15 protein-coding genes are annotated in these 15218 nt (G+C 63.5%); 9 read left to right on the top strand and 6 right to left on the bottom strand.

What is annotated here, in order from left to right; all coding sequences use genetic code 11:
* Positions 1-8 precede the first annotated feature (8 nt).
* From J7E83_RS03570 to J7E83_RS03550, 5 genes are all read left to right on the top strand, one after another.
* The gene (locus J7E83_RS03570) at positions 9-1331 is read left to right on the top strand and encodes a sugar ABC transporter substrate-binding protein (RefSeq protein WP_214959104.1); all 1323 of its coding nucleotides are present in this window, start codon (positions 9-11) and stop codon (positions 1329-1331) included.
* Positions 1332-1394: 63 nt separating this feature from the next.
* Positions 1395-2408 (top strand): carbohydrate ABC transporter permease, encoded by a 1014-nt coding sequence (locus J7E83_RS03565; protein WP_214959102.1) that lies wholly within the window; start codon positions 1395-1397, stop codon positions 2406-2408.
* Positions 2401-3240, top strand: a complete 840-nt coding sequence (locus J7E83_RS03560; RefSeq protein WP_214959101.1) for a carbohydrate ABC transporter permease — start codon at positions 2401-2403, stop codon at positions 3238-3240. The genes J7E83_RS03565 and J7E83_RS03560 overlap by 8 nt, the downstream gene beginning before the upstream one ends.
* Positions 3241-3318: 78 nt before the next feature.
* Positions 3319-4530: a Gfo/Idh/MocA family protein gene (locus tag J7E83_RS03555; RefSeq protein WP_251043399.1), complete on the top strand. Its 1212-nt coding sequence runs from the start codon at positions 3319-3321 to the stop codon at positions 4528-4530.
* Position 4531: 1 nt separating this feature from the next.
* Positions 4532-5527: a sugar phosphate isomerase/epimerase gene (locus J7E83_RS03550; RefSeq protein WP_214959100.1), complete on the top strand. Its 996-nt coding sequence runs from the start codon at positions 4532-4534 to the stop codon at positions 5525-5527.
* A gap of 140 nt (positions 5528-5667) precedes the next feature.
* Here the strand turns inward: J7E83_RS03550 and J7E83_RS03545 are convergent, their stop codons facing one another.
* Positions 5668-6768: a glycosyltransferase family 4 protein gene (locus J7E83_RS03545; RefSeq protein WP_214959099.1), complete on the bottom strand. Its 1101-nt coding sequence runs from the start codon at positions 6766-6768 to the stop codon at positions 5668-5670.
* A gap of 174 nt (positions 6769-6942) precedes the next feature.
* On the opposite strand from J7E83_RS03545, the gene J7E83_RS03540 reads away from it, so the two are divergent.
* Together J7E83_RS03540 and J7E83_RS03535 are read left to right on the top strand one after the other, a co-directional pair.
* Positions 6943-7641, top strand: a complete 699-nt coding sequence (locus J7E83_RS03540; protein ID WP_214959098.1) for a DsbA family oxidoreductase — start codon at positions 6943-6945, stop codon at positions 7639-7641.
* A gap of 78 nt (positions 7642-7719) precedes the next feature.
* Entirely contained in the window at positions 7720-8370 is a 651-nt protein-coding gene (locus tag J7E83_RS03535; protein WP_214959096.1) for a TetR/AcrR family transcriptional regulator, read from the top strand.
* Positions 8371-8391: 21 nt separating this feature from the next.
* On the opposite strand, the gene J7E83_RS03530 is transcribed toward J7E83_RS03535, so the two are convergent.
* A complete protein-coding gene (locus J7E83_RS03530) occupies positions 8392-9063 on the bottom strand; it encodes a LytR C-terminal domain-containing protein (RefSeq protein WP_214959095.1) in 672 nt (223 codons plus the stop codon).
* Positions 9056-9355: a type II toxin-antitoxin system VapB family antitoxin gene (locus J7E83_RS03525; protein WP_214959094.1), complete on the bottom strand. Its 300-nt coding sequence runs from the start codon at positions 9353-9355 to the stop codon at positions 9056-9058. Before J7E83_RS03525 ends, J7E83_RS03530 begins: the two co-directional genes overlap by 8 nt.
* 149 nt (positions 9356-9504) lie before the next feature.
* Here J7E83_RS03525 and J7E83_RS03520 point away from each other — a divergent pair, with 149 nt between their 5' ends.
* Together J7E83_RS03520 and J7E83_RS03515 are read left to right on the top strand one after the other, a co-directional pair.
* Positions 9505-10434: a hypothetical protein gene (locus J7E83_RS03520; protein ID WP_214959092.1), complete on the top strand. Its 930-nt coding sequence runs from the start codon at positions 9505-9507 to the stop codon at positions 10432-10434.
* A 74-nt stretch (positions 10435-10508) separates the two neighbouring features.
* On the top strand, positions 10509-12131 hold the full coding sequence (locus J7E83_RS03515) for a stealth family protein (protein WP_214959090.1): 1623 nt from the start codon (positions 10509-10511) through the stop codon (positions 12129-12131).
* Positions 12132-12183: 52 nt separating this feature from the next.
* On the opposite strand, the gene J7E83_RS03510 is transcribed toward J7E83_RS03515, so the two are convergent.
* The 3 genes from J7E83_RS03510 to J7E83_RS03500 all read right to left on the bottom strand — a co-directional run bounded on the left by J7E83_RS03510 (position 12184) and on the right by J7E83_RS03500 (position 15168).
* On the bottom strand, positions 12184-13113 hold the full coding sequence (locus tag J7E83_RS03510; RefSeq protein WP_214959088.1) for a phosphodiesterase: 930 nt from the start codon (positions 13111-13113) through the stop codon (positions 12184-12186).
* Positions 13114-13274: 161 nt separating this feature from the next.
* A complete protein-coding gene (locus J7E83_RS03505) occupies positions 13275-13763 on the bottom strand; it encodes a glutathione peroxidase (RefSeq protein ID WP_311379571.1) in 489 nt (162 codons plus the stop codon).
* Between the two features lie 79 nt (positions 13764-13842).
* Positions 13843-15168 (bottom strand): M23 family metallopeptidase, encoded by a 1326-nt coding sequence (locus J7E83_RS03500; protein WP_214959084.1) that lies wholly within the window; start codon positions 15166-15168, stop codon positions 13843-13845.
* Between the last annotated feature and the right edge of the window lie 50 nt (positions 15169-15218).

Here is a 15218-nt window from a genome sequence, read left to right as displayed (position 1 = left end):
GAGCAAGCATGAAGAATCCCCTGAAAGTCCTATCAGCACTGACCGCCATAGCATCGTTGGCCCTGGGCCTGAGTGCCTGCGGCGGCAGCAGCCAGCAGGCCACCAGCGACACCATCACCTATTGGGCGTCCGACCAGGGCAACAGCCTGGACGACACCGCGGCCAAGCTCAAACCCTCTCTTGACCGGTTTACCGAGAAAACCGGAGTCAAGGTCAATCTTGAGGTCATCAGTTGGACGGACCTCTACAACCGCATCCTGACAGCCGTCACCAGCGGCGACGGACCCGATGTCCTGAACATTGGCAACACCTGGGCCGTGACGCTGCAGGAAACGGGAGCTTTCGAACCGGTTGAAGGGAAACTGCTGGAGGCAGTGGGGGGCAAAGACCGCTTCCTGAAAACGAGCTGGTCGACCGGTGGCGCCGAAGGCAAGACCCCGACGTCAGTGCCCCTTTACGGGCTGGCGTACAACATGTACTACAACACGAAGCTGTTCAAGGAAGCCGGCATTGAGAAGGCACCGGTGACCTGGGACGAATTCGTAGCCGACGCCAAGAAGCTCACGAAAGACACCAACGGCGACGGGAAGCCCGACCAGTGGGGGTTCACGGCCGCAGGTGCTTCGGTATCGGCAAATTCACACCAGGCTTTCATCAGGGGATTGCAGAACGGCGGAAGTCTCTTCGACAAGGATGGCAAGCCGACCTTTGACAGTGGTCCACAGGTGGAAGGGGTGAAGCAGTTCATCGATCTGATGGCAACTGACAAAGTGATGTCGCCGTCGGACGCTGAAATCAGCCAGGGGAGCCAGAAGGTCGACAATCTCATCAATGGCAAAGCTGCAATGATGTTCGATCAGAGCCCGCTTAAAAACTTTGACGCCCGCGGTTTCAAGGACTGGGGGGTTGCTCCCATGCCGATGGTGTCAATTGGAGCCACCGGCGCCGCCGGTACCCAGAGCCACGTCGCCGGGATCAACCTTAGCGTCTTCAAGAACAGCAAGAACAAGGACAACGCCATCAAGCTGGCCGGCTTCCTGACCAGCGACGCCGAGCAAGTTGCCCTGAACAAGGCATACTCGTCCCTGCCCGTCGTCACCGGCGCATCGTCAGACGCCGCCTTCCAGACCGCGGAAGTCAAGGCCAAGAACGATGCCTTGGCCAACCATGCGATGCCCATGCCGCTCATTGCAAAGGAGGGGCAGATGGAAACACTGACAGGCACCGCCATCAAGAACCTCTTTGCCAAGGCTGCAACGGGAACCGTCTCCGAGGCAGATATAAAGTCAGCCCTCAAGGACGCCAACAACCAGATGGCTGCGGCCCAGTAACCAAGTCTGGAGGGTGCGGGGCGCTGCCGCTCAGGGGCCCCGCACCCCGGCAAAGGAGTTCACATGTCCCACTCAGCCTTGGACAGCGGCACCGCCGCTGAAGGCAGCAAGTCTGCCATTGATCCCGAGCCCGGCCAGCCGCAAGGCGTCACCGGGCAGCCTCCACGGAAGCCGCGCCGCTCGTTCCTCCCTTACGGCCTGATCCTCCCGGCCGCCATCCTCGAAATCCTGATCCACATCGGCCCCATGCTGCTCGGCATCTGGATCGCCTTCATATCGCTAACCCAGCTCAACCTCACCAACTGGCTCAATGCCCCTTTTGTGGGCCTGCAGAACTTCGTCAACGGGCTCAACCCCGAAAGCACCATCGGACAGGCTTTCTTCAGCACGGTGGGGCGAACGCTGGGCTACACCATCCTGGTGGTCGGCTTCTCCTGGATCCTGGGAATGGCGGGAGCCGTGTTCCTGTCCTCCAACTTCAAGGGCCGGGCCATCCTGCGCACGTTCTTTCTGGTCCCCTATGCCCTCCCCGCCTACGTCGGCACTATTGCGTGGGCCTTCATGTTCAACCAGCGTGACGGTGCCGTGAACCAGATCCTGGTCGACACATTCCATCTGTTCGGAGACGAACGGCCATTCTGGCTCCTGGGCCAAAACTCCTTTGGAGCCATGATTGTGGTGAACATCTGGCAATTGTGGCCTTTCGCATTCCTGATGCTGATGGCAGCCCTGCAGAACGTCCCCAATGAAGTCTACGAAGCAGCGGCAATCGACGGCGCCACGCTCTGGCAACAGTTCCGCACCATCACGCTGCCGATGGTGCGTCCGGCCAACGGCGTGCTGTTGATGGTGATGTCCCTCTGGACCTTTAACCAATTCAACATTCCGTTCGTTTTGTTCGGTGCATCGTCTCCGAAGGAGGCAACCCTCGTATCACCGCTCATCTACCAGAACTCGTTCGGCAGCTGGAACTTCGGCCTGGGCGGAGCCATGAGCGTCCTGCTCCTGATCGCCCTGTTCATCGCGTCCGTCTTCTACATCCGCATGGTGCTGCCCAAGGGGGCCGACAATGATTGAGACCCGCAACTTCCGCATTCTGAGGAATGTGGTCCTGACCATCCTGTCCCTCTGGGTGGCCATCCCCCTCTACGTGGTGGTGTCCACGTCGCTGAAGCCGCTCAAGGACGTCGCGGGATTGTTCCAGTGGATCCCCCGCCAAATCACCGCATCGCCGTACCTGGATATTTGGACCACCGTTCCGCTGGCCAAGTATTTCCAGAACAGCCTGATCATCACCGTCTGCGCCACTCTCTGCTCGGTGACGGTAGCAGTCCTCGCCGCATACTCCATTGCACGGCTGCAGTTCAAAGGCAAGCGGGCGTTCAGCCTGACAGTCCTGTCCACCCAAATGTTCCCGGGCATTCTGTTCCTTCTCCCGCTGTACCTGATCTTCACCCAGATCCGGAACCTCACCGGACTCCAGCTGCAGGGCTCCTACCTCGGGCTGATCATTACTTATATGACCTTTACCCTCCCGTTCGCCATCTGGATGCTGAGCGGCTACTTCGCCTCCATCCCCAAGGAGCTCGAGGAAGCCTCCATGATCGACGGCACCGGCCGGATGGGCGCACTCATCCGTGTAATTCTGCCCGTTGCCAAACCCGGCATCATCGCGGTGGCGGTGTACTCCTTCATCTCCGCCTGGGGCGAGGTCCTGTTTGCCTCGGTGCTGACGAACGAAGCCACCAAGACGCTCTCGCTCGGACTCAAAGCCTATGCCAGCGAATCCGATGTGTTCTGGAACCAGCTCATGGCCGCTTCCGTGGTCGTGAGTCTGCCGGTGCTCATCGGGTTCATCCTGGTCCAAAAGCATCTGGTAGCCGGCCTCTCGGCCGGCGCCGTGAAGTAGCTGGCGTCGTGAAGTAGCTGGCGTCGTGAAGTACCTGGAAGCACCACCGACAGAACATCCCATTTGAGGAGCACCACTATGACGACGGCAAATACGCCACCTCCGGCGACCGCCGCCACAGCCCCTGCCGACACACCGCTGGGCGTGGCGATGATCGGCTACGCCTTTATGGGCAAAGCACATTCGAACGCGTGGCGGAACGTCGCGAGCTATTTCGACGTCCCGGCGTTCGAGCAAAAAGTCCTGGTGGGACGGGATCCCTCAGGCGTCGCTGAGGCCGCAGCCAAGTACGGCTGGACGGAGACAGCCACTGACTGGCGTACGGTAATCGAACGCGATGACATCCAGATCGTGGACATCTGCGCCCCCGGCTGGATGCACGCGGAGATCGCCATCGCTGCCCTCGAGGCGGGCAAGCATGTGCTGCTGGAAAAGCCGCTCGCCAACACCCTCGCCGAAGCCGAGGCCATGACCGCCGCCGCCCAGGCAGCCCGGACACGGGGCGTGCAGTCCATGGTGGGATTCAACTACCGGCGGGTCCCGGCCCTTGCCCTTGCGAGGGAACTGATTGCCGAGGGCCGGTTGGGAACCGTCCGGCACGTCCGCGCCGCCTACCTGCAGGACTGGCTCGCCGATGAGACAAGCCCCATGACGTGGCGGCTGAAAAAGGAAACCGCGGGCTCCGGCGCGTTAGGGGACATCGCCTCACACGCCATCGACCAGGTGCTGTTCCTGCTCGGTGACCAGGTCACGGAGGTCTCCGGGCGGACGCACACATTCACCACCCACCGCCCGGGAAGATCAGGGCTGGAGGAAGTGACGGTCGACGACGCCGCCTGGGCAACGCTGTCCCTCGCCTCCGGTGCAATCGCCTCAGTGGAGGCATCGCGGGTGGCTACTGGCCAGAAAAACTCCCTGAAGCTGGAAATCTACGGCGACAAGGGTTCGCTCCTCTTCGACCTGGAAAACCTCAATGAACTGGGATTCCTTGATGCCACCGCCCCGGCCCGCGAGCAGGGCTTCCGCCGGATCCTGGTCAACGAGCCTGAGCACCCGTATCTTGAAGCATGGTGGCCCCAGGGCCACATCATCGGCTGGGAGCACACCTTCACCCACGAGATCCGTGACTTCCTGCTGGCGATTGACGGCGGAACCCGCCCGTCGCCGTCGTTTGAGGACGGGCTGGCCGTCCAGCGCGTGCTGGCCGCCGTCGAAGAATCCGCAGCCGCGAAAAGCACCCTCATCCAACTGACCGGCACCACCTCCGCCACCGTCTCTGAAGGAGCCTGACATGCCCCGCCCGTACACGCTGTTCACCGGCCAGTGGGCCGACCTTCCCTTCGAGGAAGTCGCCAGGCTGGCCTCCGGCTGGGGCTACGACGGCCTGGAAATCGCCGTCTCCGGCGACCACCTGGACGCCTGGCGCTGGGACGAACCCGGCTACGTCGAATCCAAACTCGCCGTCCTGGAAAAGTACAACCTCAAAGTCTGGGCCATCTCCAACCACCTCAAAGGCCAGGCCGTCTGCGATGACCCCATTGACTTCCGCCACGAGGCCATAGTCGGCGCTAAGGTCTGGGGCGACGGGGACCCCGAAGGCGTCCGGCAGCGCGCCGCCGAGGAAATGAAACACACCGCCCGGCTCGCGAAAGCGTTGGGCGTGGACACCGTCGTCGGGTTTACGGGCTCCTCAATCTGGCAGTACGTCGCCATGTTCCCGCCAGTCCCGGAAAAAGTCATCGAAGCCGGCTACCAGGACTTCGCGGACCGCTGGAACCCCATCCTGGACGTCTTCGATGAAAGCGGTGTGCGCTTCGCCCACGAGGTCCACCCCTCCGAGATCGCCTACGACTACTGGACCACGGTCCGGACACTGGAGGCGATCGGCCGCCGCCCCGCTTTCGGCCTGAACTGGGACCCCTCCCACTTCATGTGGCAGGGAATCGATCCTGTCTCCTTTATCTGGGACTTCAAGGACCGGATCTACCACGTGGACTGCAAGGACACCAAGCTCCGCCCCACCGGCCGCAACACCGTCATGGGTTCCCATCTGCCTTGGGGCGACCCGCGGCGGGGGTGGGACTTTGTCTCCGCCGGCCGCGGGGACGTCCCCTGGGAATCCTCATTCCGGGCCCTTACAGCCATTGGCTACGACGGACCCATCTCCGTCGAATGGGAAGACGCGGGTATGGACCGCCTCCACGGCGCCCCCGAAGCCCTCGCTGCCCTCAAGAAGTTCGACTTCCCAGCTTCGAATACCTCCTTCGACGCGGCCTTCAAGCAGTAGCCACAGGAACCAAGACTTTTCGGCTGGGACGCGCCCTGAAGCACGATTTCGTGGTGGAGCGTGCCCCCCTTAACCGGCGGCGGAGGGGAAGCGGTCCGTATGGTCGTCCGCGGGCGGCAACTGCCAATGCCTTCCACTGGTCACTGAGGTGGATTTCGGAGTAGGGCAGCCAGTTCCCCTGGCCGATTCTGCCCCAAGTCAACAGCAGCGGGCACCCCCACATCCGGTTTCTCTTCGAGGAGGCTGGCGAAAAGTCGAAGATGATCGGCAACCATACGATCAGCGCTGAACCGTTTCTCGATGCTCGCCCGGCACGCCGCCCGGCTCAGGCCCGCGGCGGCCGGGACGAGGTCCGCCAGTTCGTCCGTGGCCGCCAGGTAGCCTGTCCGGCCATGCTCCACGATCTCAGGGGCCGACCCTATTGGAGTACCAACCACGGGGGTACCCGTGGCGAGGGATTCGATCATGACAAGGCCGAAGGGTTCCGCCCACTGGATCGGATTGAGGAAGGCCATCGCTTCCCCCATGAGTTCGTATTTTTCGGCGTCACCGATTTCCCCCACGAACTCTTCATTGGATCCCAGCAGCGGCTTGATGACGTCCTGAAAATAACGGATTTCATCGGTCTCGCGCATCTTCGCGGCAATCTTCAGGGGGATGCCTGTTTTCTGCGCGAGCTGGATGGCTTCCAGGACTCCCTTGTCAGGACACATCCGGCCCACGAAGCACAGGTAACCACCACGCCCCGTGCCCACCGGAACAGCAGACAGCTCGATTCCGTGATGGATCACCTCGGTCACGTGGACGTCAGGAGCATGGGATGCCTGGTCACGGGAAATGGCCACGATTGACGTGTTGGCGCCCGCTGCGCGGTAGACGTCAGCAGTTGACGGCGTGAGCAACCCGTGGATCGTGGTGACCACCGGAACGCCTGGCGGCCGCAAGCGACACAACGGACCGGCCAAGGTATGGTCATGGATAATGTCCACGTCCTGCATACCCTCGTAGGCCCTGATGACATGGCTAAGTTCGGAGAGCGTCGAACCAATGTCTGCCGGTTCGGATGTCCGCATCCCCGGCACGCGTGGAGCACGGCACTGGCTGTCCGAGGGAGCGGCCAACACTACGTCGTGGCCCGCCTCCAGGAATCCCCGGGCAAGGCAGTCCACTACCCTTTCAATGCCGCCGTAGGCAACCGGTGGTACAGGAATCCATGGTCCTGCTATGAGTCCTATCCGCATTCCAGGCCTCCCATGACAACGTCGAACAAGGTTGCCCGGTCATTCCGTCCGAAGGCTTCTGCATAACCTCTGGTACCGACTATCGTCCGAAAACGGTCCCGAGACAAGGCCTCCTGTGACCCATGCAACACGCGTGGCAGGAATGGCTGACGGGGGTAACGAGTTGACGCAACCATGAAGATTGAGATCTGGTCAGACGTCGCGTGCCCGTGGTGCTACATCGGCAAACGCCGTTTCGAGGCTGCCCTGGCTGAGTTTCCGCACCGCGATTCGGTGGAGGTTCAGTGGCGCAGCTACCAGCTGGATCCCACCCTTCCGGAACACTACGACGGCACAGAACTTGACTACCTCAGCACCCGCAAGGGCCTGGCCCCGCAGCAGGTCTCCGGGATGTTCGAGCATGTGACGGCCCAAGCCAAGGGCGAAGGGCTGGACTATCACTTCGACTCCATCGTGGTTGCCAACAGCTTCACCGCCCACCGCCTGATCCACCTGGCGGCCACGCATGGAAAGCAGGACGCCGCCAAGGAACGCCTGCTCAGCGACCACTTCGAGCACGGCAGAGACATCGGCAGCCAGGAATACCTCACCGGGCTGGGCCGGGACCTGGGCATCGATGCCGTGGAAGTCGCCGAGCTGTTCACCACGGACAAGTATTCGGACGACGTCCGGTCCGACTTCGAGGAAGCCCGCACCCTGGGCATCAGCGGCGTGCCGTTCTTCGTGATCGACCGCAAGTTCGGGCTGTCCGGCGCCCAGCCCGTCGAAACGTTCACCGCGGCCCTTAACCAGGCGTGGCAGGAAACCCGTCCGCTGGTACTGGTCAACACCGGCGACGGCGAGTCCTGCGGCCCCGAAGGCTGCGCCGTCTAAGGCTGTGCGCTCTACGCCTTCTTTGCGGCCGGCATGGCCATGCGGCCTTTTACTGACACATCACGGTAAAGTGTCTGCATGCCCAGGATTACGGCGGCCAACAACGGCGCCCAACGCGCCGAAACGCAGCGCCGTATCCTCACGGCCTTTGGCGAGCTCCTCTTCACCCACGGCCTTCCCGGACTGACCATGACCGACGTCGCGCGTCATGCGGGCGTGGGGCGGACCGCCGTCTACAACTACTACGCGGACATCGAAGAGCTGCTCATCTCCTACGCCCTGGACGAAACCGAACGGTTCCTCTCGGATTTGCGGGAAGCCCTGGATCGGCTGGACAATCCGGTGGAGCGGCTCGCGCTCTACGTGCGCGCCCAGGTGGAGGATCTGAGCCGCCGCCACCTCCCCCCTGGACCGGCCATGGCAGCGGTGATGTCGCCGTCGTCCTTTGCCAAACTGGCAGACCATGTAGGCGAGCTCAGTGTCCTGCTGCAGGGAATCCTTCGCGACGGCATGGAGCAGGGATACCTGCCCGAAGCTGACATCGCCCAGCAGGCCCAACTGATCCACGGGACCTTGTCCTCCAGCGCAGCACGCGGCAGCGATGAGCCCGTGGAACTTGAAGCCCGGATCCAGCGGACAGTTCGCTTCATCCAGTTGGGTGCCGGAGCAAGGTTCGACGACGACGGCCGTCCCGTGCGGGCCGGCCGGGCCCCCGCGGTGGCAGGCTGAGCCCGTCCCCGCTCGCGTGCGTCAGGGCTTGGCGCCTGCGGTGGGAATGACGGGCCACTTGTCGGGGTCGGCGATCCGCTTGCTTTCGCGCGGGCAGCTGAGCTGGCCGGGGGTCTGGTCCACCCGGTCCCCAGGGGCAAGCTCCTTGTAGTCTCCGGTGAGGATCACGTCCACGCTGGCGTCCGTGCGCTCGTCCTGGAAATAGTCCGAACCCGGCACGTTGCGCTGGACGCTGAAGGCAGCAGACTGCCCTGCGGCCCCGGACACAACCGCCGCTACTCCCCGGTACCCTGCCTGCGTGTTGGCTACCGTGCCCACTACAAACTTGCGGGCCACGAACTCGTCAGCCACGGTGCGGGCCAGGCCTGGCCTGTTGGTGGAGTTGTAGACGTTCAGGTTGATCTTGTCGTTCGGGGTGTAGTCGAAGGTGGCCGTAGGGCAGACGGCAGCAGGCTGCTTGCTGGCCTCCGCCGTCGGGATCTTCAGCTGTCCGGTGATGATAGCCAGCGCGGTGATGATGGCGGCAATGATGATGCCCACCAGGAGGACCAGCACCACGCCGTGCACCACGCGGCGGCGCAGCCGGACGGAATCGTCCGGATCAGGCTCGGCTTCGAAGGTAGCCCGCAGTTCGGGGCCGGTGACAACACGGTGGCCGTGGAGGACGCTGACGTCCTTGGCCTTCCTAGCCATCGATGACCAGCACGCGGGCGTGGATGGCGGTGCGCTGGTGGAGGGCGGTACGCACGGCGCGGTGCAGGCCGTCCTCCAGGTAAAGCGTTCCCTGGTACTGCACCACGTGCGGGAAGAGGTCTCCGAAGAACGTGGAGTCCTCTGCCAGGAGTGCTTCCAGGTCCAGTGTGCGCTTGGTTGTCACGAGCTCGTCCAGCCGGACCGGGCGCGGTGGGAGCGCCGCCCACTCTTTCGGCGTGGTGTAACCATGGTCGGGGTAAGGGCGTCCCTCGCCCACAGCTTTGAATATCACTCTGCTACCCTAGGCAGCTTGCCAGCCCAAAAGAAGTATCCGGCCCTCGGCAGCCTCAGGTTGTAGCCAAACAGTGACCATGTGTCATATCCCGGGGCACTTCCAGCGCCGCTTCGGGGACAGCCGCAGCCTGCTGACACAATGGAGACATGACTGCACCCGAGTTCCCTGCCGGTGCCGCACCGGGCTTCCGCCTGCCGTCGGCCCCGCCCCTCGCACTCCTGCTCGACGTCGACGGTCCCGTCGCAAGTCCGGTGACCCGTGACGTGAAGTCGGAGATCATCGCGGATCTGGTGGCTCTCGCCACCGCCGGCATTCCCGTCCTGTTTAATACCGGCCGCTCCGATGATTTCATCCGGAAACAGGTGATGGAACCCATGATCGCCGCCGGGATGCCCGCCGGGACCGTCATTCACGCCATCTGCGAGAAGGGCGCGGTTTGGTTCAGCTACACGGCCGCCGGGCCCGGGCCCATCCACATAGACCGGGAACTGGCAGTGCCCAAAGCCTACGGGGATGACGTGCGCAGGATGGTGGCCGAGGACTACGCATCACACATGTTCTTCGACGAGACCAAGCGCGCCATGGTGTCGGTGGAACAGCACATCGAGGTGCCCACGGAGGATTACCTGGCGGAGCAGAAACTCTTCGATGCCGACGCGATGGACCTGATGGCACGCCACGGGCTTGGCGTCGTCCGCCTCGACCACCATGCGCCGAACTCCGACGACGAGGTGGACTACAGGGTGGATCCCACCATCATCTCCACCGACATTGAATCAGTGCGGCTTGGCAAGGACCTTGGAGCCAGCCGGGCCGTGGAGTTGCTGGCTGCGCAGGGCATCACCCCGCAGGCGTGGCGGACGGTGGGGGACTCCCGCACGGACTACGCCATGGCAGACTGGCTTCACCACAACGATCACCCGGTAAAGCATGTGGATGTCCGCCCGGCGGACGGCGTTCCCGAGAAACCCTACGCCATCCTGACGGCCACCGATCTGGGGCTGGAAGCGGACGTGATCCACGACGACGCCGGCGGCGCCTTCCTGCGCAGCTGGCGCGAGGCGCTGGCCAGCTGAGTACATCCCGCCCGGATGGGAACAAACCGAGGCTTGCCGTTTTCGGGGCAGGGCTATTATGCAGGGAGGAAAGCATGCCATTTAGCAGCACGGAGACAACCATTACAGAAGCACCGGTTCAGGACGAGATCTACTACGGCGGACAGGCGTCCGTCGAAACGCGCGTACATGCAGAGGTAACATCGCCGGCCGCTGAGGCGCGCCTCAAGCACCGCCCCGACGTCGTCCGGCACAAGGGCAGGTATGCCCTGATCAACCACAACCGGACGCCATACCAGGCGATGGTCGAGGACCTGCTGTTCTTGCGCAACGTCCTGGCGGGCGCAGGCCTCGATTACCTGCTGGTCCGTGGCAACAGCGACCGTCCTGTCATAGCGCTGGACTGGAAAGACCGGAAGGAGCTGCGTGCGGCCCTGGTGGAAGCCTGCCGCAACGAGCCTGTCTACTCGATGACAGTTGATGCCAAGAAGAAGTCTTCGGTCCTGGTTGCGGACGGCGAGCTCTCCCCCAACCGGCAGGCGCGGATCTTCCGCCTGTACCGGCCGCGCGTTGAGCCCGACGGCGGCTTCGAGTTCGGTTCCTCCGCCGGTGTCCAGGTGGAGTTGTGGAGCTTTGAAGGCGACCAGCTGATCCTGCCCATCGAGAATTCACTGACCCGCAGGACCATGCTCAGCCAGGATGCTGTGCGGGGAACCGTGGAGCGGTACGGCCACACCTGGCCCACCATTGAGAACATGTTTGCCGACCACGCCAGCGACATCAGCTTCGACATCGATCTGGTGTTCTCCTGGGTGGACGGCAGCTCACCGGAGTACATCGCTGCCCGCCGGGCGCAGATGGAAGGCGTGGTGCTGGGCGAAGGCGACGACCATGAGGCCAGGTTCCGCCAGATTAACGAGCTCAAGTATGCCCTGCGCTCCGTGTATATGTTTGCGCCGTGGGTCCGCCGGATCTTCATCGCCACGGACTCTCCCGCGCCGTCATGGCTGGCGGAGCATCCCTCCGTAACGATCGTCCGCAGCGAGGAGTTCTTTTCAGACCCGTCAGTGCTGCCCACGCACAATTCACAGGCCGTGGAATGCCAGCTGCACAACATCGAGGGGCTCTCCGAGCACTTCCTGTACTCCAATGACGACATGTTCTTCGGGCGGCCGGTAAGCCCGGACCTGTTCTTCACGCCGGGGGGCATCACCAAGTTCATTGAGGCCGAGACCAGGATCGGGCTGGGTGACAACGCCGCCGAGCGCAGCGGCTTCGAGAACGCTGCGCGGGTCAACCGCAAGCTCCTGTGGAATCGCTTCGGCCGGATCACCACCCGGCACCTTGAACACACCGCCGCCCCGCTGCGGCGCAGCGTTGTGGCCAAGATGGAGCGGGAGTTCCCGGAGGAATTCAGGAGCACGGCAGCGAGCCGGTTCCGCGCCGCGGACAACATCTCGGTCACGAACTCGTTCTATCACTACTATGCGCTGCTCACAGGCCGCGCGGTCACCCAGACCGCCGCAAAGGTGCGCTATGTGGACACGACTGCCCGTGCCGGGCTGAATTACCTGCCCAAGCTGCTTGCCAAGCGGAACATGGACTTCTTCTGCCTGAATGACGGCAGCTTTCCCGAGGTCCCAGCGGACGAACGTGCGCAGGTCGTCACGGATTTCCTGGAGAAGTACTTCCCCATCAAGGCGCCCTGGGAAATCTGAGGAGGGAAATCTCAGGCCGGTAATTGACGCCTTGAGACCTGCTGCCGCTGCTTCAGCGGCCTGAGGGCAGCCCCACCCTGGTGACGCCCGCCGGCTTTGCCTTCTCGGGGATGCGGATTCCTGCTGCCGCCAGGCGGCTGGCGGTCTGTTCCGGAGTGACGTACTCGCCCACTGTCGGGGTACTGCCCAGTGGAACCACCGAGTGCACGATGGTGTGTTCATAGACGTGCACGAGGTTGAAAGCCTGGCCGCCGTCGCGCCCGCGGGTGCCGCCGACAGGAACGTTGAGGTCCTGGGTGTAGCACGAGGCGGAGGCTACGGAGACTGGAATGCCCGCGAAGGTTGCAGTGGTCGAATAGTGCAGGTGGCCGGCCAGGATGGTGCGGACGTCGGAGTCACGGACCACGGCCGCGAGGCTTGCCTGGTCGCGCAGTTCCACCAGCACGGACAGGTCCAGGACCGACGGGACCGGCGGGTGGTGCAGGGCAAGGATGGTTCCGTCCGGTGCGGGGGTTTCCAGTTCCCGGGCCAGCCAGTCCAGCTGCGCCTCACTCAGTTCTCCATGGTGGAACCCTGGGACCGAAGTGTCCATGGTGATAACCCGCAGCCCGTTAATGAAGTAGCTGTGGTCCACCGGCGCGTCGCTCCCGGGCTGGTCAAGGAGCCCGGTGCGGAAGTTTGCGCGGTTGTCGTGGTTGCCCATGGCCCAGATGACCTTGGCCCCGAGGTCCTCGCAGGCGGGATCCACGATGGCGCGAAGCTTCGCGTAAGCCTCGGGATCGCCCTTATCCGCGAGGTCCCCGGTGAAGATGACGGCCTCGGGCTTGGCCCCGGAGGCACGCACTTCATCGAAAAGCTGGATGAGCTTGGCTTCGCTGTCAATCGCGCCGTATAAGGGGTCCGGACCTCCCATCAAGTGGGGATCGCTCAGGTGGAGTAGGAAGTGGCGTGGCCGGGGGTGTTCGGCCTCGATGTGCTCCATTGCTGCCTTTGTGGTCGGTGGGAAACGGCGTTTCCCTTCTACCTCTCAGTACACTTAATCCAATCAGACATTTGGCAAACTTAGGGTAAATTGCAGCGGCCAAGTTGAAAAAAGATCAAAGAATTACGCTGACGGACACTCGGGCAGCCGCTCGCCGTGCTTTAGCCGGCGAGCGCCTTCTCCAGGGCGTCGATGACCTCCGCTGAGTCCGGCTCAACGGTTGGCGCGAACCGTGCCACTACGTCGCCGTCGCGGTTGACCAGGAACTTCTCGAAATTCCACTTCACCAGGCCTGGCAGAATGCCGGTCTTGAACTTGGTCAGCTCCGCGTAGAGCGGGTGCTGGTCTTTGCCCCGCACGTTAGCCTTCTGCGTGAGCGGGAATGTTACGCCGAAGTTCCGCTGGCAGAACTCGGCGATCTCGCTGTCGCTGGCGGGCTCCTGGCCCGCGAACTGGTTGCAGGGGACCCCCAGGATCTCAAAGCCGCGCTCCTGGAACTTTTCGTAGAGCGTCTCGAGCCCCGTGTACTGGGGCGTGAACCCACAGTTGGAGGCAACGTTGACAACCATCACCACGTCCCCTTTAAACCGGCCGAAGTCGGTCTGGGTGCCGTCGTTGAGGGTCAGGGAAATGGAGTAGAGGGATGTCACCGGCGCTGTCCTTGAAAGTTGGTCATGCATGATGTGCTTCCAACGATCAAACCTAGGGACCCAAGCTGGGAGTTTCCTGTCAGGGCTGTGGGGCAGCCGTGCTGATTTCCGTTGCAGTTGTGGTGTCCGTTGTGGACGGCGTTGGCGCTAAGAGTTCCGAGGTGGTCGGCAGCGCAGTGGTGGGCATCGCCGTGGCAAGCGCAGGCGTGGCGGGCCCAGGCGTTGGAGTCGGTGCCGGCGTAGTGGGGACCTGCGTGGTGACGGTTGTCGCAGGAGCAGGAGGTGGCGCCGTCGCAGGAGGTGGCGCCGTCGTCGTCGCGGTCGGAGAGGGGGTTGCAGTTTCGGTAGGCGTCGGGGTGGGAGCCGTTGTCGTCGGGGACGGAGAAGACGTTGCTGTGCCTGTCGGCGTGGAAGTCCCAGAGGATGCGGGTGGAGTGGAAGCCGGTCCTGAGGGGGTTGCAGTCGCACCCGACGACGGCGCAGCAGGAGCCGCGTCCTGGGATGCCGTTGGCGGGGCGGTACTCTCCGGGTCCGGTGCCTGAAGGAGCTCGTCTTGGCCACCCAGGACCGTGTGGCTGTGATCGGGGGCAACCGGGATCGCCCAGTTGGGCGTCTGCGTGGGATCCGGGCTCTTGCCCGCGTAGCTGACCATGGCGATGTCGGACAGCTCATCCACCTGCCTGATGGGGATGAGTATCCAGTTGACCGGGTCGGTGTGCTTTCCGCGAAGAATGGTCTCGAAATGCAGGTGGCAGCCGGTAGACCATCCTGTGGTACCCACGCGGGCAATCACCTGTCCCACCTGCACGGAATCGCCGGTGTGCACAGCGATCGCTTCAAGGTGGTTATAGGTGGTGATGAGTCCGTTGCCGTGGTCAATCTCCACCCTGTTGCCGCCGCCCCAGGGGTGCCACCCCGCGGCCCGCACCACACCGCTGTCCGCCGCGTAGACCCTCGTGGCGCAGCCCGCTGCGAAATCCTGTCCCAAGTGGAAGTCCCCTGCGGACCCGCTGAGTGGGCTCACACGCAGGCCGAACGGCGAACTTGGATGGAGGACTTCAAGGGGCGCCATGAGGGACCCCTCCGGCGGCCGCTTAAGCTCTGCGGAGGCCACATTGAGCTGGTGCCGCCCGTCCCTGGCAACCGTTCTGACCAAGGTCCGGCTGAACGGGACCAGCGCACGTGCGTCCGTCTGGATACTGTCCGGCATACCCGCCACGCCTGCGGCACCGGCGGCACCGACAGCCCCCACCGGAGCCGCCCCGCCTGGCTGCTGGGCCGCCCAGGGGAATCCGGTGGCAAACAGGGACACGGCAACAACCGCCGTGGCCGCCAATATCCGCGCGGCGGCAGCGCAGGCGCCCGCAGACTCCCCGTCGCGGCCGGATCCCCAATGATTGCCCACTCGTTTGACTCCCCGATCGACCCGTCAGACCCCAATCTGGACGGGCATAC

Origin of the sequence: Arthrobacter sp. ISL-48, from assembly GCF_018613805.1 — a bacterium.
Lineage (GTDB): Bacteria > Actinomycetota > Actinomycetes > Actinomycetales > Micrococcaceae > Arthrobacter.
This window is presented reverse-complemented; position numbering and strand designations above follow the sequence as displayed.

Bases quoted from the DNA above. Each gene is read 5' to 3' on its own strand.
- J7E83_RS03570 (WP_214959104.1), top strand. From the start codon at position 9: ATGAAGAATCCCCTGAAAGTCCTATCAGCACTGACCGCCATAGCATCG.
- J7E83_RS03565 (WP_214959102.1), top strand. From the start codon at position 1,395: ATGTCCCACTCAGCCTTGGACAGCGGCACCGCCGCTGAAGGCAGCAAG.
- J7E83_RS03560 (WP_214959101.1), top strand. From the start codon at position 2,401: ATGATTGAGACCCGCAACTTCCGCATTCTGAGGAATGTGGTCCTGACC.
- J7E83_RS03555 (WP_251043399.1), top strand. From the start codon at position 3,319: ATGACGACGGCAAATACGCCACCTCCGGCGACCGCCGCCACAGCCCCT.
- J7E83_RS03550 (WP_214959100.1), top strand. From the start codon at position 4,532: ATGCCCCGCCCGTACACGCTGTTCACCGGCCAGTGGGCCGACCTTCCC.
- J7E83_RS03545 (WP_214959099.1), bottom strand. From the start codon at position 6,768: ATGCGGATAGGACTCATAGCAGGACCATGGATTCCTGTACCACCGGTT.
- J7E83_RS03540 (WP_214959098.1), top strand. From the start codon at position 6,943: ATGAAGATTGAGATCTGGTCAGACGTCGCGTGCCCGTGGTGCTACATC.
- J7E83_RS03535 (WP_214959096.1), top strand. From the start codon at position 7,720: ATGCCCAGGATTACGGCGGCCAACAACGGCGCCCAACGCGCCGAAACG.
- J7E83_RS03530 (WP_214959095.1), bottom strand. From the start codon at position 9,063: ATGGCTAGGAAGGCCAAGGACGTCAGCGTCCTCCACGGCCACCGTGTT.
- J7E83_RS03520 (WP_214959092.1), top strand. From the start codon at position 9,505: ATGACTGCACCCGAGTTCCCTGCCGGTGCCGCACCGGGCTTCCGCCTG.
- J7E83_RS03515 (WP_214959090.1), top strand. From the start codon at position 10,509: ATGCCATTTAGCAGCACGGAGACAACCATTACAGAAGCACCGGTTCAG.
- J7E83_RS03510 (WP_214959088.1), bottom strand. From the start codon at position 13,113: ATGGAGCACATCGAGGCCGAACACCCCCGGCCACGCCACTTCCTACTC.